The organism is Microbacterium sp. bgisy207, assembly GCF_057706855.1.
Genome location: NZ_JBYIPB010000005.1, coordinates 73675 through 98979, shown reverse-complemented (window position 1 = coordinate 98979; position 25305 = coordinate 73675). Strand labels below are relative to the sequence as shown.

The 25305-nt window shown below is 68.0% G+C and carries 22 protein-coding genes; 10 read left to right on the top strand and 12 right to left on the bottom strand.

Going from position 1 to position 25305, the window contains the following annotated elements:
• Positions 1 to 2: 2 nt before the first annotated feature.
• Positions 3 to 3410 carry a pyruvate carboxylase gene (locus tag AC3ENO_RS06140; protein ID WP_434969734.1) on the bottom strand — a complete coding sequence of 1136 codons (3408 nt, stop codon included), beginning with the start codon at positions 3408 to 3410 and terminating at the stop codon, positions 3 to 5.
• A 71-nt stretch (positions 3411 to 3481) separates the two neighbouring features.
• Here AC3ENO_RS06140 and AC3ENO_RS06135 point away from each other — a divergent pair, with 71 nt between their 5' ends.
• Positions 3482 to 4288, top strand: a complete 807-nt coding sequence (locus tag AC3ENO_RS06135; protein WP_434969733.1) for a ParA family protein — start codon at positions 3482 to 3484, stop codon at positions 4286 to 4288.
• 64 nt (positions 4289 to 4352) lie between these two features.
• On the opposite strand, the gene AC3ENO_RS06130 is transcribed toward AC3ENO_RS06135, so the two are convergent.
• The 3 genes from AC3ENO_RS06130 to AC3ENO_RS06120 all read right to left on the bottom strand — a co-directional run bounded on the left by AC3ENO_RS06130 (position 4353) and on the right by AC3ENO_RS06120 (position 6193).
• Complete coding sequence (locus tag AC3ENO_RS06130; protein ID WP_434969732.1) at positions 4353 to 4898, bottom strand: MerR family transcriptional regulator; 546 nt, start codon at positions 4896 to 4898, stop codon at positions 4353 to 4355.
• A gap of 93 nt (positions 4899 to 4991) precedes the next feature.
• On the bottom strand, positions 4992 to 5684 hold the full coding sequence (gene ftsR, locus AC3ENO_RS06125; protein ID WP_434969731.1) for a transcriptional regulator FtsR: 693 nt from the start codon (positions 5682 to 5684) through the stop codon (positions 4992 to 4994).
• Positions 5684 to 6193: an FHA domain-containing protein gene (locus AC3ENO_RS06120; protein WP_434969730.1), complete on the bottom strand. Its 510-nt coding sequence runs from the start codon at positions 6191 to 6193 to the stop codon at positions 5684 to 5686. The genes ftsR and AC3ENO_RS06120 overlap by 1 nt, the downstream gene beginning before the upstream one ends.
• Positions 6194 to 6315: 122 nt before the next feature.
• Between AC3ENO_RS06120 and lpdA the strand changes: the two genes are divergently transcribed.
• On the top strand, positions 6316 to 7716 hold the full coding sequence (gene lpdA / locus AC3ENO_RS06115; RefSeq protein WP_434969729.1) for a dihydrolipoyl dehydrogenase: 1401 nt from the start codon (positions 6316 to 6318) through the stop codon (positions 7714 to 7716).
• 15 nt (positions 7717 to 7731) lie between these two features.
• Here lpdA and AC3ENO_RS06110 read toward each other — a convergent pair whose 3' ends face one another.
• From AC3ENO_RS06110 to AC3ENO_RS06095, 4 genes are read right to left on the bottom strand one after another with little or no spacing between them, the layout of a single operon-like run.
• A complete protein-coding gene (locus AC3ENO_RS06110; RefSeq protein ID WP_434969728.1) occupies positions 7732 to 8406 on the bottom strand; it encodes a CYTH domain-containing protein in 675 nt (224 codons plus the stop codon).
• Positions 8381 to 9616, bottom strand: coding sequence for a YihY/virulence factor BrkB family protein (locus AC3ENO_RS06105; protein WP_434969727.1), 1236 nt, complete (start codon positions 9614 to 9616; stop codon positions 8381 to 8383). Before AC3ENO_RS06105 ends, AC3ENO_RS06110 begins: the two co-directional genes overlap by 26 nt.
• A gap of 42 nt (positions 9617 to 9658) precedes the next feature.
• Complete coding sequence (locus tag AC3ENO_RS06100) at positions 9659 to 10144, bottom strand: prepilin peptidase (RefSeq protein WP_434969726.1); 486 nt, start codon at positions 10142 to 10144, stop codon at positions 9659 to 9661.
• Between the two features lie 11 nt (positions 10145 to 10155).
• Positions 10156 to 10935: a glycosyltransferase family A protein gene (locus AC3ENO_RS06095; RefSeq protein ID WP_434969725.1), complete on the bottom strand. Its 780-nt coding sequence runs from the start codon at positions 10933 to 10935 to the stop codon at positions 10156 to 10158.
• 110 nt (positions 10936 to 11045) lie between these two features.
• On the opposite strand from AC3ENO_RS06095, the gene AC3ENO_RS06090 reads away from it, so the two are divergent.
• Positions 11046 to 12659 carry an acyl-CoA dehydrogenase family protein gene (locus AC3ENO_RS06090; protein WP_434969724.1) on the top strand — a complete coding sequence of 538 codons (1614 nt, stop codon included), beginning with the start codon at positions 11046 to 11048 and terminating at the stop codon, positions 12657 to 12659.
• 302 nt (positions 12660 to 12961) lie between these two features.
• On the opposite strand, the gene AC3ENO_RS06085 is transcribed toward AC3ENO_RS06090, so the two are convergent.
• Together AC3ENO_RS06085 and AC3ENO_RS06080 are read right to left on the bottom strand one after the other, a co-directional pair.
• Positions 12962 to 13591 carry a response regulator gene (locus tag AC3ENO_RS06085; protein WP_434969723.1) on the bottom strand — a complete coding sequence of 210 codons (630 nt, stop codon included), beginning with the start codon at positions 13589 to 13591 and terminating at the stop codon, positions 12962 to 12964.
• Positions 13588 to 15198 (bottom strand): GAF domain-containing sensor histidine kinase, encoded by a 1611-nt coding sequence (locus tag AC3ENO_RS06080; protein WP_434969722.1) that lies wholly within the window; start codon positions 15196 to 15198, stop codon positions 13588 to 13590. The genes AC3ENO_RS06085 and AC3ENO_RS06080 overlap by 4 nt, the downstream gene beginning before the upstream one ends.
• A 114-nt stretch (positions 15199 to 15312) precedes the next feature.
• On the opposite strand from AC3ENO_RS06080, the gene AC3ENO_RS06075 reads away from it, so the two are divergent.
• The 3 genes from AC3ENO_RS06075 (at position 15313) to AC3ENO_RS06065 (ending at position 18520) form a co-directional block, all read left to right on the top strand.
• Entirely contained in the window at positions 15313 to 16221 is a 909-nt protein-coding gene (locus AC3ENO_RS06075) for a universal stress protein (protein ID WP_434969721.1), read from the top strand.
• Positions 16222 to 16250: 29 nt separating this feature from the next.
• Positions 16251 to 16922, top strand: a complete 672-nt coding sequence (locus AC3ENO_RS06070; protein WP_434969720.1) for a GAP family protein — start codon at positions 16251 to 16253, stop codon at positions 16920 to 16922.
• A 77-nt stretch (positions 16923 to 16999) separates the two neighbouring features.
• Entirely contained in the window at positions 17000 to 18520 is a 1521-nt protein-coding gene (locus AC3ENO_RS06065) for an arylsulfotransferase family protein (RefSeq protein WP_434969719.1), read from the top strand.
• Between the two features lie 87 nt (positions 18521 to 18607).
• Here the strand turns inward: AC3ENO_RS06065 and adhE are convergent, their stop codons facing one another.
• Positions 18608 to 21307, bottom strand: coding sequence for a bifunctional acetaldehyde-CoA/alcohol dehydrogenase (adhE, locus tag AC3ENO_RS06060; RefSeq protein ID WP_434969717.1), 2700 nt, complete (start codon positions 21305 to 21307; stop codon positions 18608 to 18610).
• A gap of 143 nt (positions 21308 to 21450) precedes the next feature.
• Here adhE and AC3ENO_RS06055 point away from each other — a divergent pair, with 143 nt between their 5' ends.
• From AC3ENO_RS06055 to AC3ENO_RS06045, 3 genes are all read left to right on the top strand, one after another.
• Positions 21451 to 21870 (top strand): nuclear transport factor 2 family protein, encoded by a 420-nt coding sequence (locus tag AC3ENO_RS06055; RefSeq protein ID WP_434969716.1) that lies wholly within the window; start codon positions 21451 to 21453, stop codon positions 21868 to 21870.
• Between the two features lie 102 nt (positions 21871 to 21972).
• Entirely contained in the window at positions 21973 to 22962 is a 990-nt protein-coding gene (locus AC3ENO_RS06050) for a type IV toxin-antitoxin system AbiEi family antitoxin domain-containing protein (protein ID WP_434969715.1), read from the top strand.
• Complete coding sequence (locus AC3ENO_RS06045) at positions 22959 to 23864, top strand: nucleotidyl transferase AbiEii/AbiGii toxin family protein (protein WP_434969714.1); 906 nt, start codon at positions 22959 to 22961, stop codon at positions 23862 to 23864. Before AC3ENO_RS06050 ends, AC3ENO_RS06045 begins: the two co-directional genes overlap by 4 nt.
• Positions 23865 to 23887: 23 nt before the next feature.
• Here AC3ENO_RS06045 and AC3ENO_RS06040 read toward each other — a convergent pair whose 3' ends face one another.
• Positions 23888 to 24460 carry a YdeI/OmpD-associated family protein gene (locus tag AC3ENO_RS06040; protein WP_434969713.1) on the bottom strand — a complete coding sequence of 191 codons (573 nt, stop codon included), beginning with the start codon at positions 24458 to 24460 and terminating at the stop codon, positions 23888 to 23890.
• A 75-nt stretch (positions 24461 to 24535) separates the two neighbouring features.
• Here AC3ENO_RS06040 and AC3ENO_RS06035 point away from each other — a divergent pair, with 75 nt between their 5' ends.
• On the top strand, positions 24536 to 25117 hold the full coding sequence (locus AC3ENO_RS06035) for a dihydrofolate reductase family protein (RefSeq protein ID WP_434969712.1): 582 nt from the start codon (positions 24536 to 24538) through the stop codon (positions 25115 to 25117).
• Positions 25118 to 25305: the final 188 nt, after the last annotated feature.

Sequence of the window (25305 nt, the reverse complement as noted above, 5' to 3'; positions counted from 1 at the left end):
GGCTATCCGGCGGGTCGCACGACGAGCAAAAGATCCCCCGCATCGACCTGCTGCGGGGACGCGATCACGAGTCGCTCGACGATGCCGTCGACCGGCGACGTGATCGCCGCCTCCATCTTCATCGCTTCGATCGAGGCGACCGGTTGACCGGCTGCAACCGCCTCCCCCTCGCCGACCTTCAGTGTCACGACGCCGGCGAACGGCGCGGCGACCTGACCCGGCTTCGACGTGTCAGCCTTCTCCGCCTGGCGCACCTCGACCGAGATGCTGCGGTCGCGCACGAACACGGGGCGAAGCTGGCCGTTGAGCGTGGTCATGACGGTGCGCATGCCCTTCTCGTCGGCCTCACCGATGGCTTCGAGCCCGACGAACAGCTGCACGCCGCGCTCGATCTCCACGACGTGCTCGGATCCGTGCTCGAGTCCGTAGAGGTAGTCGACGGTGTCCAGCACGCTCACATCGCCGAACGTGTCTCGTACACGCTCGAACTCCTTCGTCGGCGCCGGGAAGAGGAGCCGGTTGAGGGTGGAACGACGCTCGCTCGAGGTTCCGGCGAGTCGCTCGGCATCCTCGGCGCGCAGCGGAGCGGTGGCGGCGCGCGGTTCGCGCCCCTGCAGAACCTTGGAGCGGAACGGCTCAGGCCATCCACCCGGCAGATCGCCGAGCTCACCTGCCATGAACCCCACGACGGAGTCGGGGATGTCGTAGCGCTCGGGGTGGGCGGCGAAGTCGGCGGGGTCGGCCTTGACGGCGGCCAGGTGCAGCGCGAGGTCGCCGACGACCTTCGAGGACGGGGTCACTTTCGGTACCCGACCGAGGATGTCGTTGGCCGCGGCGTACAGGTCCTCGATCAACTCGAAGTCCTCGGCAAGACCCAGGGCGATCGCCTGCTGGCGCAGGTTCGAGAGCTGACCGCCGGGAATCTCGTGCCGGTACACGCGACCTGTCGGGCCGGGGAGCCCCGACTCGAACGGGCGGTACAGATGACGAACGGCCTCCCAGTACGGTTCGAGATCGGATGCCGCCGCCAGGTCGATGCCGGTGTCGCGTTCGGTGTGCGCCAACGCGGCGACGAGCGCCGACAGCGACGGCTGGCTCGTCGTTCCCGCCATCGGAGCAGACGCCGCGTCGACGGCATCCGCACCGGCCGCGGACGCGGCGAGCAGGGTCGCGAGCTGCCCGCCGGCGGTGTCGTGCGTGTGCACGTGCACGGGAAGGTCGAACCGCTCGCGCAGCGCGCTCACCAGAGCGGATGCTGCAGCCGGGCGCAGCAGACCCGCCATGTCCTTGATCGCCAGGATGTGCGCGCCGGACTGCACGATCTGGTCGGCAAGTCGCAGGTAGTAGTCGAGGGTGTAGAGATCCTCAGCGGGGTTCAGGAGGTCTCCCGTGTAGCACATCGCGACCTCGGCGACCGCGGTGCCCGTCGACAGCACGGCATCGATCGCGGGACGCATCTGCGACACGTCGTTGAGCGCGTCGAAGATGCGGAAGATGTCGACGCCGCTTGCGGCGGCCTCAGCGACGAAGGCATCCGTCACCTCGGTCGGATACGGCGTGTAGCCGACCGTGTTGCGTCCGCGAAGCAGCATCTGGATCGCGACGTTGGGCAGCGCCTCGCGGAGTCGGTCGAGACGTTCCCAGGGGTCCTCGCCGAGGAACCGGAGCGCCACGTCGTAGGTGGCTCCGCCCCACGCTTCGACCGAGAGCAGTTCGGGAGTCATGCGCGCGACGTAGGGCGCCACGGCGACCAGATCCTTGGTGCGCACCCGTGTGGCCAGCAGCGACTGATGCGCGTCCCGGAACGTCGTCTCGGTCACCGCGAGCGGGGTCTGCTCGCGCAGCGCTCGCGCGAACCCGGCAGGACCGAGATCGAGGAGTCGTTGACGCGAGCCCGCCGGCGGGTCCTCCGTCAGGTCGATCGTCGGGAGCTTGAGTGCGGGGCTGACCGTCAGCGGGTTCTCGCCGTGGGGGCGATTCACCGTCACGTCGACGAGCCAGTTGAGCATCTTCGAGCCGCGGTCCTTGGACTCCCGTCCACGCAGCAGCTCGGGGCGCTCGTCGATGAACGAGGTCGAGAGGTCGCCGGCGAGGAAGGCGGGGTCTTCGAGCACAGCCTGCAGGAACGGGATGTTGGTGGACACGCCACGGATGCGGAACTCCGCCAGCGCGCGCCGAGCGCGAAGCACCGCGGCCCCGAAGTCCCGCCCGCGGCAGGTGAGCTTGGCGAGCATGGAGTCGAAGTGCGGGCTGATCTGCGAGCCGGCGGCCGTGGTGCCGCCGTCCAGACGGATGCCGGCACCGCCGGGCGAGCGATACGTCGTGATCTTCCCGGTATCGGGGCGGAACCCCTGCGTGGGGTCCTCCGTCGTGATGCGGCACTGCAGCGCCGCCCCACGCAGACGGATGCGGTCCTGCGTCAGGCCGAGCTCGTCCAGGCTCGACCCCGACGCGATCAGCATCTGCGACTGCACGAGATCGACATCCGTGACCTCTTCGGTGACGGTGTGCTCGACCTGGATGCGGGGGTTCATCTCGATGAACACGACCTCGCCGGTGCGCGGTCCCGCGGTCTCGAGCAGGAACTCGACTGTGCCGGCGTTCTCGTAGCCGATGGACTCGGCGAAGGCCACCGCGTAGCGGTGCAGGTCGTCTCGCACCACGGGATCGAGATTGGGCGCCGGAGCGATCTCGATCACCTTCTGGTGACGGCGCTGGACCGAGCAGTCGCGCTCGAACAGGTGAACCGTGTGTCCGGTCTTGTCGGCGAGCACCTGCACCTCGACGTGTCGGGGACGCTGCACGGCCTGCTCGAGGAAGACCCGCGGGTCACCGAAGGCGCTGCCTGCCTCGCGCATCGCCTCGGCCAGCGCCGGCGGCAGCTCCTCGGCGGTCTCGACTCGGCGCATGCCGCGGCCTCCCCCGCCGGCGACGGCCTTCACGAAGATCGGGAAGCCGATCTCGGCGGCCTGCGCGACAAGAGCGTCGACGTCGTCGGAGGCATCGGTCGAGCGCAGCACCGGCACCCCGGCGCTGACGGCGTGCTGCTTCGCCGTGACCTTGTTGCCTGCCATCTCCAGGACGGCGGCGGGCGGTCCGATGAAGGTGATTCCGGCGGCTGCGGCCTTCTCAGCCAGCTCGGGGTTCTCCGAGAGGAACCCGTAGCCGGGGTAGATCGCGTCGGCACCGCTCTCGCGGGCAACGCGGATGATCTCGTCGACGTCGAGGTACGCGCGCACCGGATGACCGCGCTCACCGATCTGGTAGGCCTCATCGGCCTTGAGCCGGTGCAGGGAGTACCGATCCTCGTAGGGGTAGACCGCGACAGTGCGGGCTCCGAGTTCGACGGCGGCCCGGAAGGCTCGGATCGCGATCTCGCCACGGTTTGCTACCAGGATCTTGCGAAACATCACACCTCGCTGTGGGTGAGGGGGCCTGCCTGAGTGTGCACCCAGCCTAGGGGACGGTAACGTAGAGCCTCGTGCACGTACTGTCGGTGAGCTCGCTCAAGGGTGGTGTCGGCAAGACCACTGTCACGCTGGGGCTTGCCTCCGCCGCCTTCGCCCGCGGTGTCCGCACCCTTGTGGTCGATCTCGACCCCCAGTCGGACGTCTCGACGGGCATGGATATCCAGGTGGCGGGAAAGCTCAACGTCGCCGACGTGCTGGCCAACCCGAAAGAGAAGGTCGTTCGACAGGCGATCACCTCCAGCGGATGGGCGAAGGTCCACCCCGGCACGATCGATGTCATGATCGGGTCGCCGTCCGCGATCAACTTCGACGGCCCGCATCCGAGTGTTCGCGACGTGTGGAAGCTCGAGGAAGCACTCGCGACGATCGAGGCTGACTACGACCTCGTTCTGATCGACTGCGCACCCTCGCTGAACGCACTCACGCGCACCGCCTGGGCGGCAAGCGACCGCGTCGTGGTCGTCACCGAGCCCGGATTGTTCTCGGTCGCCGCTGCCGACCGCGCGCTGCGTGCGATCGAAGAGATCCGCCGCGGCCTGTCCCCTCGTCTTCAGCCGCTCGGCATCGTCGTCAACCGCGTGCGGCCTCAGTCGATCGAGCACCAGTTCCGCATCAAGGAGCTGCGGGAGATGTTCGGTCCTCTCGTCCTGTCGCCGCAGCTTCCCGAGCGCACGTCACTGCAGCAGGCGCAGGGTGCGGCAAAGCCGCTCCACATCTGGCCCGGCGACTCGGCACAGGAGTTGGCGGCCGACTTCGACGCGATCCTCGACCGGGTCATGCGCACGGGCCGAATCCCCTCCCCCGACGCCGCGTCCTAACCGCATCCCCTGCGAAGCAGGTGCTGCAGAGCGGGTACTGCCGGATCAGGTGCTGCGGCGCCGGTCAGGCTGTGCGAGCGGCGCGGCGCGCCGCGAGTTCGTCGACGGCATCCGGAGCCTGCGGGTCGAACTCGACGAGGGTGGACTCGACCTCACGCAGTACCTTGCCGACGGCGATACCGAACACGCCCTGACCGCGGCTGACGAGGTCGATCACTTCGTCGTTGGACGTGCAGAGGTAGACGGATGCGCCATCGCTCATGAGCGTCGTGCCGGCCAGATCCCGGATGCCGGCAGCGCGAAGCTGCTCGACGGCCGTGCGGATCTGTTGCAGGGAGATGCCGGTGTCGAGCAGCCGCTTCACGAGCTTGAGCACGAGGATGTCGCGGAAGCCGTACAGTCGCTGCGATCCCGACCCGGATGCGCCGCGCACTGTCGGTTCGACCAACTCGGTGCGGGCCCAGTAGTCCAGCTGCCGGTAGGTGATCCCCGCTGCGCGGGCAGCGACCGCGCCGCGGTAGCCCACCTCGTCGTCGAGCGCAGGAAGACCATCGGTGAACAGGAGATCTGCCGTCAGGCTGGGCGTCGATTCCGCCTCGCGTGCCGTCATGGCAACCTCCCCAGTTCGATCGGACATGTCAACGCTAGATCAGCCACGTGTCTCGGGCAACGACATCCGGCCGTTGCGCCTCGGCGTGTCGCGCTACGAGAGAAAACGTTCGAGAGCGGAACGCAGGAAGATCGAGCGCACTTCCTCCAGGCGCCGCGCCAGTTCGGGCGCGAGTTCCTCCGCCCGCCCGCGCGAGGCAGCGTCCGTACGTCGAGCCAGCGGCGCGACGGCTGACTCTACCAGAGCGGCATCGCGCTCCGCGCTCTGCCGAAGCGTGCGGATGTGGCGCGGCTCGATGCCGTGGCGGTCAAGTGCCACGAGGCACCGCAACAACGCGACGGTCTGCTCGGAGTAGGTCTCGGATCCCGTGATCACTCCGGTGCTGATGGCATCGTTGAGCAGTTGCGGAGCGGCACCCGCGGCGGCCAACAGCTCTTCACGACGGTATCGGCGCGGGGCTGCGACGATCGAGGTCGGCGGTGCCGGCAGTGGCGTGACCGGGTCACGCCCCGCATCCACGTCATCGAGGTACTCGCGGATCACGACGAGCGGCAGGTAGTGGTCGCGCTGCAGTGTGAGCGCGAGCCGGAGGCGCTCGACGTCGGCGGGAGCGAACTTGCGGTATCCGGACTCGGTGCGCGTGGGCGTCACGATGCCCTGCATCTCGAGGAAGCGAAGCTTGCTCGAACTCAAGCCCGGAAACTCCGGAGACAGCCGCGCGAGAACTTGACCGATGCTCAGAAGCCCCGCTGCGGAGGCGCGATCACGGGCGGGAACGCCCGCCATCACTGCTCCGCCGCGGGCTCGAGGTCGGCGGGCGAAACGAAGAAGTTCAGTCGGAACTTGCCGACCCGGGCTTCTGATCCGTTGGTGAGCACGGCGCGATCAACCCGCTCTCCATTGACGTAGGTGCCGTTGAGCGAACGCTGATCGACCAACTCGAACGTCTTGCCGGTGCGGGTGATCTCGGCGTGCCGACGCGACACCGTCACGTCGTCGAAGAAGATGTCTGCTTCTGGATGGCGACCCACCGTCGTCACGTCGGCATCCAGCAGGTAGCGTGCACCCGCAGTCGGGCCGGAGCGGACGATCATGAGCGCAGATCCCGACGGCAGCGCATCGATCGCCTCGAGTTCGACCTCGCTCAGGTCGCTGCCGAACGGCACGAACGACAGGTCGGCATCGTGTCCGAACGACACCGTCGTGTCGGCCCCACGGCCACCGAGAGCCGACGCGGCGGGGTCGCCGGAGGCGCGACGGATCTCGTCGGGTTCAGCGGGCGCATTCTGTTCCACGGGGTGCCTCCTCAGGCTCCCCAGGATAGTCCGATTCGCTCCCCGAATGTCGAGTCGATCACCCGTATGCTCATCCGCCGAACTGTCGCCGTGGGATTGGTGCCGAGCGATAGGCTGGCAGCATGCCTCACTACGACGTCGTCATCCTTGGTGCCGGCCCCGGCGGGTATGTCGCGGCCGTCCGCAGCGCTCAGCTGGGTCTGTCCACAGCCGTCATCGAAGAGAAGTACTGGGGCGGGGTGTGCCTGAACGTCGGATGCATCCCGTCGAAGGCGCTGCTGCGCAACGCGGACCTCGCGCACACGTTCCACGCGAAGGCCGATCTGTTCGGCATCTCGGGCGATGTGCACTTCGACTTCGGCGTCGCCTGGGACCGCAGCCGTGAGGTCGCGGCAGGTCACGTCAAGGGCATCCACTACCTGATGAAGAAGAACAAGGTCACGGAGTACGACGGCCGTGGCTCGTTCATGGACGACCACACGATCGAGGTCAAGACCTCGGACGGCGGCACCGAGACGGTGACCTTCGACAACGCGATCATCGCGACCGGTTCGACGGTGCGGCTGCTCCCGGGCGTGTCCCTCAGCGAGAACGTCGTCACGTACGAGGAGCAGATCCTCACCCGCGAGCTGCCGACGTCGATCGTGATCGTCGGCGCGGGCGCGATCGGCATGGAGTTCGCCTATGTGCTGTCGAACTACGGCGTCAAGGTGACGATCATCGAGTTCCTGGACCGCGCGCTTCCCAACGAGGATGCCGAGGTCTCGAAGGAGATCGCACGCCAGTACAAGAAGTACGGCATCGAGATTCTCACCTCGACCAAGGTCGAGAGCGTCACCGACCACGGCGACCACGTCACTGTCGCCTACACCGGCAACAACGACGGATCCCAGGGGTCCATCGACGCCGACAAGGTGCTCATGTCGATCGGCTTCGCCCCCCGCGTCGAAGGATTCGGCCTGGAGAAGACCGGCGTGAAGCTCACCGACCGCGGCGCGATCGACATCGACGACTACATGCGCACCAACGTTCCGCACATCTACGCGATCGGCGACGTCACGGCCAAGCTGCAGCTCGCTCACGTCGCTGAGGCACAGGGCGTGGTGGCCGCCGAGACGATCGGCAAGGCCGAGACGATGCCCCTCGGCGACTACCGGATGATGCCGCGCGCGACGTTCTGCTCGCCGCAGGTCGCAAGCTTCGGTCTGACGGAGGCGCAGGCGCGCGATGCCGGCTACGACGTCCGCGTCGCCAAGTTCCCGTTCAGCGCGAACGGAAAGGCGAACGGGCTGGGCGAGGCGGTCGGCTTCGTCAAGGTCATCGCTGACGGCGAGCACCTCGAACTCCTCGGCGCGCACATGATCGGGCCGGATGTTTCGGAGCTGCTGCCCGAGTTGACCCTTGCCCAGAAGTGGGACCTCACGGCCCTCGAAGCCGCGCGCAACGTGCACACGCACCCGACGCTGTCCGAAGCGGTTCAGGAAGCATTCCACGGCCTCGCCGGCCACATGATCAACATCTGACCCGCGGGTCAGGCGTCACAGGCCCAGGGCGCGCGCGAGCTTCGAGTCACTCGACGCCTCGCGCGCGCCAGCCTGGTGCGCGGCGATCGTGATCGCGTCGAAGAACGCCGTCCGCTCTGCGGTGCCGACCGGACCCGCGGGGCCCGCCTCGATCTCCCACTCACGCCACGCCCGTTCCGTCCCGCGCACCTCGTCGCGGGCGCGGACACGATCATCGACCATCTCCGCGACCACACCGCCGTCGGCATCCGTCAGCGCGTAGGCGGTGCGCGTGTTCCGGATCCGAGCGATCACGATGAGCGGATCCGAGACGAGGTGACCGACGTGTGCGACGATCTCGGGCGGAACACCCGGGACGGATGCCGATCCCCCGCCCGTATCGAGCGGCCAGCCGGTTTCCATCCGGCCCGCGCCCTCGCGGGGCCCCTTGAGGTGCCAGCCGGCGTCCGGCCCGCCTTCGCGGCGCCGCAGTGCGTACCCGGCGCGACCGAGCGCGTAGTCCGCGGTGTCGTAGTAGACGGCGTCGAGTTCTCGCAGTTCCGGCTCTCCGACGCGGTCGATGCCGGCGACCGCCGTCCAGTCGGGCACCGGCGTGGACGGATCGACGTCGAAGGTGACCTCGACTTCCAGAGTTCGCGACGGATCTGTCGACCCCGCGGCCTCGTCAGTCGTCGGCGGGTCCGATCTCATCGGTGGACTCCACGAAGTAGAACTCCCCCTCGGTGGGGCCGTCGTGATCGCCCGTGTGCTCGAGCGCACCGCGGCGTTCGTAGATGACCTGTCCCTCGCCATAAGGAACGATCATGGTGTCCGCGTCCGGGGCATCCAGGGGCAGGACCTGCCCATCGAGCGGGCCTCCGTGAAGTCGTGCAATGGCCATGCCCCGAGCATAGTCCCGCAGGTCCGCGCTCTCCTCGATCGCCGCGGCGCGCGCGGCGAGCAGTTCCTGCGTCGACTGTCGCGAGGTCGCCACCGCGCGGCGCAGCCGCCGCTGCGCGAAGGTGAGAGGGGCCGATGCCGGGACGACGCCCTGGGACTCCTCTGCGGCGACGATGATGTAGGTGCACGCGATCAGGATGACCTGCGCCGAGAAGTTCAGCCACAGCAGGAGCGCGATGAGCGTGACGGATGCGCCGAGCAGGGGATTGGCGGAGGCGCCCTGCACGAACAGCCCCGACAGCTGCTGCAACACCGTGAGTCCCAGGCCGCCGACCAGCGAGCCGGCCCACAGCGCCCGCGCCGGCGCCCGGATGCCGCCCAGTACCAGGAAGATCGCCGCGATGAGAGCGGCATCCAGGACGAACACCGTGGCGATGCCGATCGCTCTGGTCAGCGCGTCGACGAGGAACTCCCCCGACGACAGCCCCAGCCATCCGGCCACGAGCGAGACGCCTGCCGTGCCGAAGTAGGTGACGGCCGCGGAGGCGATCACCGCGATTCCCACGCCCGCAGCCATCGCGAGGTTGCGCAGCATCACCCAGACGAAGAAGCCGTCGTCGAAGACGGTTCCCCCGAGGATGTGCAACGCCGAGCGCAGCGTGGCGACGGCGCCGATCGCAGCGAAGACGAGCCCGATGCCACCGACGATTCCCGCGATCGTGAGACCGGACTCCAGCGTGTCGGTGCTGATGACGCCGTTCTCGCCGATGAGCCCCGGGATCACCGAATCCACGGCCTCCACGAGCGCATCCCACGCCTCGGGGTTGTCTGCCAGCCACTGCCCCGCGAAGAAGAACCCCAGCGCCGCAGCAGCGAACACCGAGAACAGCGCGCGGTACGTGACGCTGTCGGCCAGCACCGGGCCGCGGCGCTCGGCGTACAGCAGCAGGGTGCGAACGATGCGCAGCGACAACGCCCATCTGATCGCGGCGGCGATGAACGTCTTCAGGGCGGCCGGCATGAGTCCAGGCTAACCGGCAGGCGTCGAGACGGCCGGGGAATGTCAGGGCCTTGACACGGCGAGGGCGATCGCCACCCACGCGCCGCCAATCATCCACGGTCCGAACGGAATGGCCGTGCGGCGGTCTGCCTGCCGCGTCGCGAGCATCCCCGCCGCGAACGCTCCTCCCAGCACGAACCCCGCGAGGGTTCCCACGAGCACGCTCCCCCAGCCGAGCCACCCCAGGTGCAGACCGATCACCGCGGCGAGCTTGACGTCACCACCGCCGACGCCGCCCGCCGACAGCATCCGGAGCACGAGGTACGCGCCCAGCAGCACGACGGCCGCCAGCAGGGCACGCACGAGGACGTCGAGGTGCCCGCCCGTGGCAGCGGCCGCCGACAGCCCCAGCAGTCCGGTCGCCCCGGCGAGCGCGACGAGGCGGTTGGGAAGCCGGTGGCTACGGATGTCGATGATCGCGAGGATCGTTCCGATCACCGCGAAGGCCGCGAACGCCGCAACGGTGAGCGCGGTCGAGATCGTCGGCATGGAGCCTGAGCCTAGGTGACCGCGACTCCTGCGTCGTCGCCGCCCGGGCCTTCCTGTGGATAGTCGGTTTCTCGGCGCCGCCAGGGCGCACCCTCCGGCCAACTGGCGGCGAAGGTCGGGACGACCCGTCCCACGCGGCGCGCGAGGCCACGGACCGAGGTGAGGGGCCGGGCCGAGACCGGCATCGTCAGCGTGCGGTCCCACCGCACGCCGTCGCTCTCGCGCAGGTGGATGGTCAGATCGAGGTCATCGTGGATGCGCGCGTTGTCACGGTCCACGACCTCGCGTGCGCGCTCCCAGATGGCGGAGCGCATGGCGAAATTCGATCCGAACACGAGCGGGATGCCGAGCCAGAGGTTGACCCAGAACCTGCCCCCGCCGATGTACCAGTGCTCGCCGAGATAGCGGACGACTCTGCCCGCACCGTAGAACTCCGCGCCGCCGGTGAGCACACCGAGGGTCTGGTCGGCCTCGAACGCGGCCTCGATGCGCGCGAGCCAGTCGGGGTGCGGCCGAGAGTCGGCATCGACGCGGGCGATGATCTCGCTCGTGGGCAGCGCCGCGTCGTACCCGCGGGCCGCAGCAGGCCAGATCCCCACGAGCGGCTCGTCGATCAGCTCGACGCCGGCTTCTCGCGCGACGGCGGCGGTGTCGTCGGTGCTGCCGTTGTCGACGACGATCACCCGGTCGGCAGGGCGTTCCTGCTTCTGCAGCGCCCGCAGGCATTCCCGGAGGAACTCGGCGTCATTGCGACACGGGATCACGACAGTAATGCGCAGCGCCGATGTCACCCCCTCACCCTACCGGCGGCCATCCCGGATGCCGGGAGCGCCGCATCCGGGATTCGATGGCCTTCGCGCGGGGCACAGGCTTACCGTGGAGCAACGGACGAGGGAGTCGGATGAACACGCACGAGGTCACGAACCAGGCCCCCGAACGCACCGGTCTCGACGAGTACGAGGCCAATACCGCGCTGCGCGAGGCGGTGGAGCGACATGATGCCGGTGGCGCGTCGGAACGACTGCACCGGATCGGGCGGCGTGTCGGCTCCGCTGCCTTTCAGAACGATGCGGCCCGCGCGAACCGGATCGAGCCTGTGCTGCGCACCCACGACCGGTACGGGCGTGTGATCGACCAGGTCGAGTACGACCCCGCGTACCACCGGATCATCGGGGCGGCACTGGCCGACGGCGCGCACACTGGTGCGTTTCGGGAACCCGGGCCGGGGGCATCCGTGGCACGCGCTGCCGCGTTCATGCTGTACGCGCAGGTGGAGCCCGGTCACGCGTGTCCGGTGTCGATGACACACGCGGCAGTTCCGGTCATCGCCGCTGACGACGACCTCGCCGGGGTGTGGATGCCGCGACTGCTGAGCACGCAGTACGAGCCTGATCTGGTGCCGGGCAAGGCGGGTGCCGTATTCGGTATGGCCATGACGGAGAAGCAGGGCGGCTCCGACGTGCGGGCGGGCACGACGCTCGCACGGCCCGTCGGTGGGGGCGAGTACGAACTGACCGGGCACAAGTGGTTCTGCTCGGCGCCGATGTCGGACGCGTTCCTCGTTCTCGCACAGGCTCCCGGCGGCCTGTCGTGCTTCCTCCTGCCGCGGCTGCTTCCGGATGGTGCGCGCAATGAGATCCGCATCCGTCGCCTGAAGGACAAGGTCGGAAACCGGGCGAACGCGTCCGGCGAAGTCGAATACGAGGGAGCGCGGGCGCGGCTGGTCGGTGAGGAGGGGCGAGGGGTGCGCACGATCATCGAGATGGTCACGCGCACGCGTCTCGACAGCGTTCTGGGAACGACCGCAGGGATGCGGCAGGCGACCGCGGAGGCCGCGTGGCACGTGCGCCACCGCGCGGCGTTCGGTGCTCGGCTGATCGACCAGCCGCTCATGACGCAGGTGATCGCCGACCTGCAGCTCGAGACCGAGGCGGCGACCGCGACGGCGATGCGGCTCGCGCGGGCCTACGACCAGGATGCGACGGCGCAGGAGGTCGCGTTTCGGCGACTCGGCACCGCTGTGGCGAAGTACTGGGTCTGCAAGCGCGGGCCCGGCCACGCGTACGAGGCGATGGAGTGTCTCGGGGGCAACGGGTACACCGAATCGTTTCCGCTCGGGATGCGGTACCGCGAGCAGCCCGTGATGGCGATCTGGGAGGGATCGGGAAACGTCATCGCGCTCGACGTGCTGCGCGCTCTGGTGCGGGATCCGGACAGCTTCGAAGCCTTCGACGCCGAGCTGGCGCACACCAGCGGCGTGGACCGGCGGCTCGACGCCCATCTCCGGCGCACACGGGAGCTCGTCTCGGAGCTGGCGCACGACGACGCTCGCGAGGGTCGCGCGCGCGAGCTGGTGACGGCGCTCGCGCTCGCGCTGCAGGGTTCGCTGTTGGTCCGCCACGCTCCCCCGGCCGTCGCCGACGCGTTCATCGGCTCGCGGATCGCCGGCGGCGCTCACCTCTACGGGGTACTCCCGGCCGGCACGGATGCCGCATCCATCGCTGCGCGTGCCTGACCATGCCCGGCACTGATGCGGTTCCGGCCGGGACCCGGTAGCGGTTGGGACCAAAGGCCCTATGGGCTCTCGTCGCCGTGGTGCACTCTGATGTCAGACCACGAAAGCTCGTCCGAAGCCCCGCTGAGGATGACTGGTTTCGTCGCTGGACGATGTTCGGCGACGCACGTGGGGAGAGGTATCCGGCGGATCACCCGAACCTGGTGCAGAGGGCCCGCCGTCGATCTGCGAGCCTCCCCCACGCATGCCGTCGCGGCGCCCGACTCGTCACCGGGCGCCGCGACGGCCTCACTGTGCCCGCGTCACTGTGTACGAAGTGACGTGGCGTAGACGGCAGCCTGGGTGCGCCGTTCCATGCCGAGCTTGCGCAGCAGCCCGGTCACATAGTTCTTGACCGTCTTCTCCATGAGGTCCAGGCGTTCGCCGATCTGCCGGTTGGTCAATCCTTCGGCGATCAGTTCGAGCACCTGGCGTTCGCGATCGGTGAGGTCCACACCGGGCGTGCTCGTGCGGGTCTCGCGCGCCTGCTCGCGCACGCGCGTGGCCGCTGCCGACGACAGCAGGTTCTTGCCCGAGGCGACGGCGCGGATGCCCTCGAGCAGACCGTTGGCCTTGATGTCCTTGAGGACGTACCCGGACGCTCCCGCCAGCACCGCCGAGTAGGCGGCTTCGTCGTCGTCGTATGCCGTGAGGATGAGGCAGGTGACGCTCGGATGCTTCGAGCGGATGTCGCGGCACACGTCGATGCCGCTGCCATCGGGAAGCCGCATGTCGAGAACCGCGACATCCGGCATCGTCGCGGCGATCCGGCCGAGCGCCTGCCGGGCCGTGGATGCTTCGCCGATGACTTCCATGTCGCGCTCGCCGTCGATGAGATCGACGACACCGCGGCGGACGATCTCGTGGTCATCGAGCACGAAAACTCGGATCATGTCGTCTCTCCCTGCGCCAAGGGCACCGCCCACCGTAAGCGGGTGCCGCCGCCGTCACGGCCGGTGAGCACGAATTCGCCGTTCCACCGCGCGGCGCGATGCTCAAGGTTACCGACACCGCTGCGTCTGGTCGGCGCCTCCGGCACGCCGACGCCGTCGTCGAGGATCTCGACGATCAGCATCTCGTCGGTGATGCCGACGCTGACAGATGCCTCTCGCGCCTGCGCGTGACGGGCGACGTTGCTGACTCCCTCGCGGACGACGGCCACGACGTCGTCCGCGACGTCGGCGGGGGTGCGCAGATCCAGCGGCCCCTGGAACACCAGGCGGGGCGCCTCAGCGAACGACGGCGACAATTCGCTGATCGCATCCACGATGCGGTGCCGCACGGACCCCGCCGCGACGTGCCGCTCGCGCAGCGCGAAGATCACGGTGCGGATCTCTGCGATAGCGGCATCCAGCGCGTCGACCTGTGCCGCCAACTCGCCTTTGGCCGACGGGTCGGCGATTCGCCCCGCGACCGCCTGGATCGACAGCCCCGCACCGAACAGGCGCTGGATGACGTGATCGTGAAGGTCGCGGGCGATGCGGCCGCGCTCGTCCATGAGCGCCAGCGCCTGACGGTCCGAGCGCCCGCGCGCCAGCTCGAGCGCGATCGTGGCTTGGGCGGCGAGGTCGGCAGCGAGATCGACATCCTTCTCGGTGAAACGCGCCGCGCCGACCGGGCGACCCACCGCGAGCACCATCGGGGCGCCGGCGGCACCGAGCATCGGCACGACGGCTGTCGGCCCCCACGCCATGAGCTCGTCGCCGAGTTCGACAGTGTCGCCGCTGACTTGCAGCGGTTGCCAGCTGTCGAACACGCGGCCCGCGAGGCTGCCCGCCATCGGAAGCACGGCACCGGTGAGATCGTCGGCATGCTGTCCTCGGGCCACGTCGACGCACATCATCGTCTCGCTGATCGAGGAGATCACCAGGACGGTTGCGGCATCCGTGAGCTGGAGGATCTTGTCGGCGAGCAGTTGCAGCGGCCGGCCGGTCTCGTCCGAGAACATGGCGGCGCTCATTTCCGCCGCCGCAGCCGCCCACCGCTCACGCCGCACGGAGTCCTCGTACAGACGCGCGTTGTCGATCGCGATACCGGCGGTTGCCGCGAGGGCCTCGAGGAGCTCGGTGTCTTCCTCGGTGAACGCCCCATCGGGGTGCTCGGTGAGGTACAGGTTGCCGAAGACTTCGCCTCGCACGCGGATCGGGACGCCGACGAAGCTGTCCATTCGGGGATGGTTGCGGGGGAATCCGACTGATCGCGGATCCCGACCGATGTGCTCCAGCCGAATGGGGTGGGGATCGTGGATGAGGGCGCCCAGGACGCCCCGGCCACGCGGTGGCGGCCCGATCGCGTCGGCCGCCTCGGTGCTCAGCCCCACGTGGATGAACTCTTCGAGCATGCCGTCGGGCCCGATGACTCCGAGCGCGCCGTAGCGCGCCCCCACCAGTTCGACCGCAGACTCCACGATCCGTCGGAGCACCGCAGACAGTTCCAGCTGACTGACCACGGCGGCGTTCGCTGCCAACAGGCTGCGAAGTCTCGCCTCGATATCGGCCACCGGCCCCACCGTCCCTGTCCGTTGGCTCTCTCGCCTGGATTCTAGCGCGGGACCTTCGGCCCTGTGGCGACCGCCGGGCGGCACCGAAGCTGGGATGACAGGAGGTGCAGGCGGATGCGGAATTCAATCCACGACCCGCAGGTGGACTCGTCGGAGGCCGCTGCGAGGAGCGACCGGGCGCACGACGTGCTCTGGCGGGTGTCTCCGTACGACCGACTCGTCGTCGGTGTCGACGGTTCAGGTCCCAGTGCTGGAGCGCTCTCCTGGGCGATCTCCTACGCTGTCGATCACGGGAGTGAGCTGCTGCTCGTTCACGTCATCGACGACACCTGGGGTGTTGCCGGGGACGATTACATGGCAGACGCCCAGCGGCGCGGCATCCATGTCTTGGATGCCTCTCGTCGACGGGCCGTTCAGGCCGGAGCTCCCCACGTCCAGACCGAGCTCGTGCACGGGCGGGCGCCGAGCGTGCTGTCGGGCGCCGCTCGCCCGCACGATCTGCTCATCGTCGGCTCCCACCGGACCGGGTTCTTGCGCGGACGCGCGTTCGGCGCGGCATCCGTCTACGTCGTCGCTGCCGCGCGTTCGGCCGTGGTCGTGGTGCCCAACCTGCCGCTCGAAGGGCGGCACGGCGTCGTCGTCGGGGTCACCGGGTCGCCGTCGTCGGATGCGGCGCTCATGCAGGGCGCACGCGAGGCGGCGCGTGCCGACCAGCAGCTGGTCCTCATCCACGCACGTCCCCCGGTTCCCCACGAGGAATCGTCGAGCAACGGCGAGTATCGCGCGTCGGCCGCGAGGGATGTCGTCGCCCGCGCCAGCGCGCGCGCTCTCATCGACATTCCCCACCTGGATCTCAGTTCGCGAGTGGTCGCCGACAACGTCGCCCCGGCGCTGCTGACGGCATCCGTGGATGCAGCGATGCTCGTCATCGGCCGCGGTCACACCGAGGCGCCGCCGAACATCTCGAGCGTCGTCCACGACGTGCTCATGAACCTCAACGCGCCCGTCCTGATCGTTCCCTGACAGCGCGCGCTCGGCTCTAGAGTCGAAGCGTGGTCTCGGTTCTCTGGTACGTCGTGCCCTTGGGCATGGCCGCCGCATTGAGCCTGTTCCCGATCCTCGCAGTCGTGCTGCTGCTGCTCTCACCGAGGCCGATCCCGGCCAGCGTCGGATACCTGGCCGGGTGGTCGTCGGGCGTCCTCGTGCTGGTCACGCTCTTCTCGTTCGCCGCTCGCCTGATCCCGCCGTCGACACGGGAGCAGATGCCGCCGTGGGCTCATGTCGTCGAGCTGGCCCTGGGCGTGGGGCTGGTGGTCGCGGGGATCTGGCGGGCGATTGCCGACCGTCGGCGACCGGTTCCGACGGATCCGCCGTCGTGGACCAAGGCGATGGATCACGTCGGGCCGCGCCGGGCGTTCGTGTTCGGACTCGCGATGAACGCTCGGCCCAAGAACCTCACGATCGCGCTGGCCGCGGGCCTGGCGATCGGGTCGGCCTCCCTCGACATCGTCGGCAGCAGCCTCGCGGTGCTGGTCTTCACGGCCGCCGCCGCCTCCACGGTCGCCGCGCTCGTGCTCGCGTATGTGTTCGGGAGCCGGTCGGTGCGGCCCCGCTTGGAGCGCTTGAGCGACTGGCTGGTCGCGAACTCCTCCCTGGTGCTCAACCTGTCGGTCGCGCTCGTCGGGGCAGTACTCGTCACGATCGGAACCGTCAACCTGCTCTGAGGTGCGGGGCGCGGCTGCTGCGTGAGAGTCCTCTCAGCGACGGGCGTCTGCGCGGGATCCCGTGGGACACTCCCGGGATGACGCGTCACACAACCCTCACCGGTGCCGGGCTCGCGGTCGCGGTGACGCTCGCGCTCGCCGGATGCGCCGGGGAGAGGGCTTCTGGCGGCGACGATGACGCCGATGTCACGCCGGCTGACGCATGGTCGTTCGTGAGCCGGCCAGACCTCACTCCCCCGATCGTGACGGTGAGCACTGCCGACGATGCGGCCAGTCTCGTGCGGGACGACATGTACGCCTTCCTCGGCCCGAAGGACCTCGACCGCGGGTCGGCGATGCAGGGGGCGATGATCGTGGATGCCGAGGGCAACCCGGTGTGGATCGCCAACACCGGCGAGAACTCGGCGTTCGACCTTCGTGTACAGCAGCACCAGGGCGAGCCGGTCCTGACGTACTGGGTGGGTCGCTCGGGCTTTCACGGGCGCGGCGAGATCGTCATCCTGGATGACACCTATTCGGAGATCGGGCGCGTGACGACCGCGGACCCCCTCGGGCCGGGGAATGCGGACATGCACGAGACGACGATCACTCCGCAGGGCACGATGCTGCTGCTGGCCTATGTGACCGCACCCGCCGATCTCACGGCGGTCGGGGGTCCGCGCGACGGCTACGTCCTCGAGGGTCACGTGCAGGAGGTCGACATCGCCACAGGTGAGGTCGTGTTCGACTGGGCGTCGCTGGACGAGGTGCCGGTGACGGAGTCGGTGCACGAGCTCCCCGAAGGGGGCGGCACCCGCACGGAGCCGTACGACTACATCCACCTGAACGGGGTCTCGCTCGACGGAGACGGACTGCTGGTGTCGGCCCGGAACACGGGCACCGTGTATCGCCTCGATCGAGCGACCGCGACCGTCGACTGGCGGCTGGGTGGGCGAGACAGCGACTTCACGATGGATGCCGACACCCAGTTCGCGTGGCAGCATGACGCTCAGCGCCGGGCCGATGGCACGATCACCCTCTTCGACAATCAGTCGGAAGCGGATGCCGACAGGTCACGAGGTCTGCGGCTCGCCCTCGACGAGGAGGCGATGACGGCGTCGGCGGTCGCGGAGTATCTGCCGCCGGATGATCGGCTCTCGGCGACCCAGGGCAACCTTCAGGAGCTTCCGAACGGAAACATCGTGATCGGATGGGGCTCGCAGCCCTTCTATTCCGAGTTCGATCGCGACGGCGACCTCGTCTACGACGCGACCTTCACGGCCGGAACCAGCTACCGGGTCTACGCCTCGCCGTGGACGGCGACGCCCGCCACTGCGCCCGACGCGCAGCTGATCGAGAATGGCTCGACGGCCAGTGTGTTCGCGTCCTGGAACGGCGCGACCGACGTGTCGTCATGGCAGCTGGTCAGCGGAGCGGACGAGGCGTCCGCGGTCGAGATCGCACGCGTGCCGCGCGAGGGATTCGAGACCGAGATTCCGATCCCCGACACCGGCTCACTGGGCGCGTACGTGGGCGTTCGAGCGATGGATGCCGATGGCGATGTGATCGGCGGGGGCAGCGCACGGATCGCGGCGCCCGAACCGACACCGGGCGGATAACGCTCCCCTCGTGGCCGAATAGCGGGGGGCACGCACGCCGAATCCCCGCCGGGAAACGCGACCCGGCGGGGATTCGGTGATCTCGTACTACGCGCGGCGCCCGGCGACCGGGGCTGCGGGGGCCTCTGCCGTGGTTTCTCCCGCAACCGCGACCTCGCCGCGGTGGGCACGGACCTCGTCGAACGAGGTCCCGTAGTACGCCGCCTCCATGAGGGTCTTCATGTCGGCGAGCATCGGCATCCGGGGGTTGGCCGGTGCGCACTGGTCTTCGTAGGCTGCCATCGCGAGCTCGTCGAGCCGGCCGATGAAGGCCGCCTCCGAGACGCCTTGCGCCTGGAAGGAGCGCTCGATACCGACCGCGTCACGCAGCTTCTCGACCGCGCGAGCGTAGGACTCCACGCCCTCCTCGGGCGTCGATGCCTTGAGCCCGAGGTGCTGCGCGATCTGCTGGAACCGCTCGGGAGCGACGTAGCGCTCGTACTTCGGCCAGCTCGTCAGCTTGGACGGGACCCGGCCGTTGTAGCGGATGACGTGCGGCAGGTAGATGGCGTTGGTGCGTCCGTGGATCAGGTGGAACTTCGATCCGGTGACGTGGGCCATCGCGTGCACGATCCCGAGGAACGCGTTGCCGAAGGCCATGCCGGCGATGGATGCCGCGTTGTGCATCTTTTCGCGGGCCTGGATGTCGGCGGGGTCCGTGCTGCCGGGGCGGGCCTTGGCGCTGCGTTCGATGTTCTCGAAGATGAGCTTGATCGCGTGCAGCGACAGGCCGTCGGTGTAGTCGTTCGCGTAGACCGACACGTACGCCTCGGTGGCGTGCGTGAGGGCGTCGAATCCGGCATCCGCCACGACCTTCGCCGGCAGTGCTGCGGTGAGCACCGGGTCGATGATCGCGACCGACGGGGTGAGCGCGTAGTCGGCGAGCGGGTACTTCATGCCCGTCTCGTCATCGGTGATCACCGCGAACGGCGTCATCTCCGAACCCGTGCCCGAGGTCGTCGGGATGCAGACGAGCTTGGCCTTCTTGCCGAGGTCGGGGAACTTGAACGCGCGCTTGCGGACATCGAAGAACTTCTCGCGCATGTCGGAGAACTGCACGTCGGGGTTCTCGTAGAGCAGCCACATGACCTTGGCGGCATCCATCGGAGATCCCCCACCGAGCGCGATGATCGTGTCAGGGTTGAACGCGCGCATCTCGGCGGCACCGGCCTGCACCGTGGAGAGCTTCGGCTCGGGCAGCACCTGGTCGATGATCTGCAGGTGCACGCGTCCGGGACGACGGTTCAGGACGTCGATGACCTTGTCGACGAAGCCGAGGTTGGTCATCGTGGCATCCGTGACGATCGTGACCCGCTCGACGCCCTTCATGTCGATGAGGTAGCGGATGGCGTTGGGCTCGAAGTAGGTCTTGGCCGGAACCTTGAACCACTGCAGGTTGTTGTTGCGCCGGCCGACGCGCTTGACGTTCACGAGGTTCACCGCCGAGACGTTGTTGGAGACGGAGTTGCGTCCGTAGGAACCGCAGCCGAGGGTCAGCGACGGCATGAACGCGTTGTAAATGTCGCCGATGCCACCGAGGGCAGAAGGCGCGTTCTCGATGATGCGCACCGCGCGGACGCGCTTGGCGAACTCGTCGATGACGCTCTGGTCGTTGCTGTGGATCGCACCGGAGTGGCCGAGGCCGTCGAAGTTGACCATCTGCTCGGACAGCGAGATGCCCTCTTCGGCGTTCTTGGCGCGCAGCACCGCGAGCACGGGTGCCAGCTTCTCGCGCGTGAGGGGCTCCTGGGGTCCGACGACGGCGCACTCGGCGAGGATCACCGAGGTGTCTTCGGGGACCGTGAAGCCGGCCTGCTCGGCGATCCACACCGGGGACTGGCCGACGACTTTGGCGTTGAGCTTGGCCTCGCCGCAGTTCTTGGCGTTGGCGTGGACACCGAAGATGAACTCTTCGAGCTTGCGCTTTTCGTCGGCGTTGACCATGTAGGCGTGCAGGCGGGTGAACTCGGCCAGCGCCTCGGCGGCGATCGGCTCGTCGAGGATGACGGCCTGCTCGGACGCGCACACCATGCCGTTGTCGAACGCCTTGGACAGCACGACGTCGTTGACGGCGCGGCCGACCTTGGCGGACCGCTCGATGAAGGCGGGCACGTTTCCGGCGCCCACACCCAGGGCGGGCTTGCCGCAGGAGTACGCGGCGCGCACCATGGCGTTGCCGCCGGTGGCGAGGATAAGCGCGACGCCGGGGTGGTTCATCAGTTCGCCGGATGCCTCGAGCGAGGGCTCCGCGATCCACTGGATGCAGTTCTTGGGCGCGCCGGCCGCGACCGCGGCATCCCGAACGATCGTCGCTGCGGCCACCGAGCACTTCTGCGCTGACGGGTGGAACGCGAAGACGATCGGGTTGCGGGTCTTCAGCGCAATGAGGGACTTGAAGATCGCGGTCGAGGTCGGGTTGGTCACCGGCGTGATGCCCGCGACGACGCCGACGGGGTCGGCGATCTCGGTGATGCCCGTGATCTCGTCGTGGCTGATGACGCCGACGGTGCGCTGCTTGATGATCGAGTGCGTCACGTGCTCGCACGCGAACATGTTCTTGACGGCCTTGTCTTCGAAGAGGCCGCGACCGGTCTCTTCGACGGCCATGACGGCCAGTTCGCCGTGGTGGTGGAGAGCTGCCACCGATGCCTTGCGCACGATGTGGTCGATCTGCTCCTGCGTGAACGACGCGTACTCGGCCAGAGCATCTTGTGCTCGTGCGACGAGTGCATCGATGGTGGTGGACATCGGATCCTCCTACCTGGCATGGACCCGGTGTCCACGCCTTCGTCCTGACACCATCGTGGCATTGTGGTCAGACCACATATAGGGACCATGGTCCCCGCGGCGTGAGTGGTCCCGTCGACTTCGGCGCTCGCTAGTGTCGAGCCATGGCTGTGCACGACGACGGGATACGGGCGGATGTCGACCACCTGGTGAATGAGTACCTCGCGAGCCTTGAGGCTGCGGATGCCGATCGCGTGATCGCGCTTTTCACGCCCGATGGGATCGTCGAGTCTCCCCTCTATGGCACGATGCCCGCCGCGGAGTTCTATCCCGTCCTGTTCGCCGACACCGCCAGCTCACGGCTGACGCTGCGGACCACCATGACCGGATCGACCGAGGGGCGCACGATCGTGAGCTTCTGGTTCGATTTCGACTGGATCCTCTCCACGGGAAAACCCGCGCCCTTCACGGTCGTCGACGTCGCCGAACTCAACGAAGCCGGCCTCGTCGAGAGACTGCACATCGTCTATGACACCCATCCGATCAGGGATGCCTTCAACGCCGCCCGCGTCGGCGGGGACTGATCCGGAGCAACGGGTGAAGAGCCAGCGCTGAGTTTGATCGTCGTCTCGAACGACACAGAATCAGAGCTTGGAAACTAACCATATGGACGTTAGAATCCAAGCATGCGATCACGCGAAGCGCTCAGGGTTCTGGCGGAGGTGTCAGAGTCCCAGTGGGGCATGATCACCTCGGCTCAGGCCAATGCGCGCGGCGTGAGCCACATGAACCTCACGCGCCTCGCTGAGTCCGGAGACCTCGTGCGGCTGTCGCACGGGGTCTACAAGGATGCCGGTGCACCCGGGGGCGACCACGACGAACTGCGCGCGGCGTGGCTAGCTTCCGAACCCGCGCGCCTTGCCTGGGATCGACTTCAAGACAAGCCGCCCGCGGTCGTGATCGCGGGTGAATCGGCGGCCACGCTGCACGGCATCGGAAACTTCCGGGCCACACGCAGCGAGTTCACAACCCCATCTCGAAAGCAGACCCAGCGTCCCGATGTTCGCTACCGAACTCGGATGCTGACACCCGACGAGTCCACCGTTCGGGAGGGTCTGCCGGTCATGACCGTAGAGCGCACCATCGCTGATCTCGTCGAGCAGCGCGCGCAGCTCGACCACATTGGGGATGCTCTCCGGGATGCCGCGCGCACGTCCCGACTCGACACCGATCGACTCACCGAGATGCTCGCCCCCCTCGCTGAGCGAAATGGACACGCGAAGGGAGACGGCGCTGCCCTGCTTGAGGAACTGCTCGAAGTCGCGCACATCGACCTCGGCAGCCTCTCGAAACAGATTATGCGGATGCCGGATCTGGCGGCGCTCGTCGCTCGCGACTATCTGGCCACGATCGACACGTCAGCACTCTTCGAAGGCCCTGAATTTCGAGCGATGCTCGAAACCGTGAACCAGCAACACGCTGAACTCGCCGAGAAGCTCACCAAGATCGTGATGCCGTCGCTACCCGTGCTTGACATTCCTGCTGAGTCGATAGCGGCAGCTGCGGCCGCGGTCGACTCGCGGCTAAGTGAAGTGATCAGCTCAGTGAACTGGGCAGCGCTAGCCCAACGAGCGAAGCAGATCGAGGCCTCTCCCGCCGACACGGAGCAAAGGTGACTGAGGAGCGGTACGCCTCCGCTGCAAGCGTAGAGTCGGCGATCCGCGAAGCCGCACGAAGGACCGCAGCGGGCGACCCGTCAACGACGATCGGCGATCTGATCGCGCAGGAGTACTTCCGCCGCTTCCTCAGCCGAATCTTCTCTGAGGCAGGTGAGTCAGGATGGGTGCTCAAGGGCGGCACCGGCCTCCTCGCGCGGGTGGGGTCCGCTCGCGCAACGAAAGACATTGACCTGTTTCGCGCCGACCACTCGCTCGACGGCGCCCTCGCCGATCTCCGACGGCTGGCAGCCATCGACCTTGGCGACTTCTTCCGCTTCGAGTACAGAGAACACGGCGACGCGGTCGGTGGCCAGCAGCCGTATGCCGAGGGCTATCACGTCAGCTTTGACGTCTACGTAGGCGCAAACAAGCGCGGCAGCCTGAGCGTTGATCTCGTCATCAACATCGTCATCACTGACGAACCGACTGTGACGTCGCCCGCCAACGGACTCGACATCCCGAAGCTGCCGAGCCACGACTACCGCCTGTATCCGATCGTCGATCAGATCGCCGATAAGGTCTGCGCGACGCTAGCGCACTACGGAGGCAGACCGTCAAGCCGCGAGTGGGATCTCGTCGACCTTGTCGTACTGACGACAACCGAGGATGTGAGCGCAGACAAGCTCCGGCGAGCCCTCGTCGCAGAGGCTCGAGCACGTGGGCTCACACTGCCTGAGCGCTTCACCGTGCCGGCAGCGTGGGGACGACGGTACGCGCGGGATGCTGGACCCATACCGGCATGCGCCGACTACCGCACCGTGGAACGCGCGGTCGCCCTCATCGGTTCCTTCCTTGACCCGGTGCTGCGAGGTGAGGTCACCGGAAGAACATGGTCACACGACGCGCGCGCATGGATCTGAGCGCAGGGGCCCACTCGTCGCACTCAGTGGAGCGTCTCCCCTTGTTCGAGCATCCGGACGTACTCGGCGACGCGGGCGGCACGTGACTCTGGCCGCTTGAGGTTGCCCACGCGAAACGACATCGCGAAGCGGTTCTGGGCGGACTGGGCGGCGAACGCGGCGGCGATCTTCGGGTCGGCATCCAGCGCCGCCTGCAACTCGGGAGGGATATCGCCATCGCTCTGACGGTAGGCGGCATCCCACCGACCGTCGGCCTTCGCGCGGTCGATCTCGCGCTGGCCCGCGGGCCGCATCCGTCCTTCGTCGATCAGGCGGGTGACGTGCGCGATGTTGATCTTTGACCAGAGGCTGCGGGGCCGGCGCGGGGTGAACGCCTGCAGGAAGTAGTCGGCATCCAGTGATTGCTTCTGTCCGTCGATCCAGCCGAAGCACAGCGCGACATCCAGCGCGTCGGCGTAGGTGATGCCGGGCTTGCGCGTGGCCGTCTTGCGCAGGCGCAGTCGCACGCCGTCGGGGCTGGGATCGGCATCCAGCCACTGCTCCCATTCCTCGACGGAGTCGACGTGCAGCACGGGCTTGTCGTTGTGGGCGACCATCCTCGAAAACTACCCCCTCGCACCGACACCACCCGGCGTGGTGGACTGTGCAGACCGCCGCGACGAGGAGGATGCATGCCCGCCCGCTTCGTGTATTGGATGAACGTCTCGCTCGACCTGTTCATCGAGCACGCGCACGACGAGCAGGGCGGCGGCGACTGGATGAGCATCGGCGACGAGCTGCACGAGGAGTTCAACGTGCGCGCCGAGGCACTCACGATGATGGTGCAGGGCCGCAAAGTCTTCGAGACGATGGAGAACTTCTGGCCCGCGGCGCGCGAGAACACCAAGTTCCCGCAGGTGTACCGGGACTACGGCCACATCTGGACCGACAAGCCGAAGATCTTGGTCTCGCACTCACGCACCGAGGCGCCGTACAACACGACGGTGTTCGGCGGGGATGACGCCATCGAGCGGCTGGGCGAGCTACGCGCCAGTTCGAGCGGTGACATCGGCGTGGGCGGAGCCGATGTCGCGACGCAACTTCTTGCGGCCGGATTGCTCGATGAGGTGCTGCTGTTCACACATCCGGTCATCCTCGGTTCGGGACGCCCGCTGTTCGATGAGGTGAGCGCGCCGGTGGGGCTGGAGCTGCTCGAGCAGGCGACCTACGCCGGTGGCGTGACGATGCACCGATATGCCATTCGGGATGCCTGAAGACAGCAATCGGGCACGTCTGGCCAATGTATGCCCTGGCGAGTTGGGTGGGCCTCTCGGCCCTGGGTAGGCCCGACGACGGGTGCCGCCGGGGCTTATGGGCCCGATAGGCGGTTTCCCGGACGCTGACCTCGAACGGGAACTGCGGAAGGGTGGGAGGGGCGCTAGACGCAAGCCCGCCGAGTAGG

Bases quoted from the DNA above. Each gene is read 5' to 3' on its own strand.
- AC3ENO_RS06140 (WP_434969734.1), bottom strand. From the start codon at position 3,410: ATGTTTCGCAAGATCCTGGTAGCAAACCGTGGCGAGATCGCGATCCGA.
- AC3ENO_RS06130 (WP_434969732.1), bottom strand. From the start codon at position 4,898: ATGACGGCACGCGAGGCGGAATCGACGCCCAGCCTGACGGCAGATCTC.
- ftsR (WP_434969731.1), bottom strand. From the start codon at position 5,684: ATGGCGGGCGTTCCCGCCCGTGATCGCGCCTCCGCAGCGGGGCTTCTG.
- lpdA (WP_434969729.1), top strand. From the start codon at position 6,316: ATGCCTCACTACGACGTCGTCATCCTTGGTGCCGGCCCCGGCGGGTAT.
- AC3ENO_RS06110 (WP_434969728.1), bottom strand. From the start codon at position 8,406: ATGAGATCGGACCCGCCGACGACTGACGAGGCCGCGGGGTCGACAGAT.
- AC3ENO_RS06105 (WP_434969727.1), bottom strand. From the start codon at position 9,616: ATGCCGGCCGCCCTGAAGACGTTCATCGCCGCCGCGATCAGATGGGCG.
- AC3ENO_RS06100 (WP_434969726.1), bottom strand. From the start codon at position 10,144: ATGCCGACGATCTCGACCGCGCTCACCGTTGCGGCGTTCGCGGCCTTC.
- AC3ENO_RS06090 (WP_434969724.1), top strand. From the start codon at position 11,046: ATGAACACGCACGAGGTCACGAACCAGGCCCCCGAACGCACCGGTCTC.
- AC3ENO_RS06085 (WP_434969723.1), bottom strand. From the start codon at position 13,591: ATGATCCGAGTTTTCGTGCTCGATGACCACGAGATCGTCCGCCGCGGT.
- AC3ENO_RS06075 (WP_434969721.1), top strand. From the start codon at position 15,313: ATGCGGAATTCAATCCACGACCCGCAGGTGGACTCGTCGGAGGCCGCT.
- AC3ENO_RS06065 (WP_434969719.1), top strand. From the start codon at position 17,000: ATGACGCGTCACACAACCCTCACCGGTGCCGGGCTCGCGGTCGCGGTG.
- adhE (WP_434969717.1), bottom strand. From the start codon at position 21,307: ATGTCCACCACCATCGATGCACTCGTCGCACGAGCACAAGATGCTCTG.
- AC3ENO_RS06055 (WP_434969716.1), top strand. From the start codon at position 21,451: ATGGCTGTGCACGACGACGGGATACGGGCGGATGTCGACCACCTGGTG.
- AC3ENO_RS06050 (WP_434969715.1), top strand. From the start codon at position 21,973: ATGCGATCACGCGAAGCGCTCAGGGTTCTGGCGGAGGTGTCAGAGTCC.
- AC3ENO_RS06040 (WP_434969713.1), bottom strand. From the start codon at position 24,460: ATGGTCGCCCACAACGACAAGCCCGTGCTGCACGTCGACTCCGTCGAG.
- AC3ENO_RS06035 (WP_434969712.1), top strand. From the start codon at position 24,536: ATGCCCGCCCGCTTCGTGTATTGGATGAACGTCTCGCTCGACCTGTTC.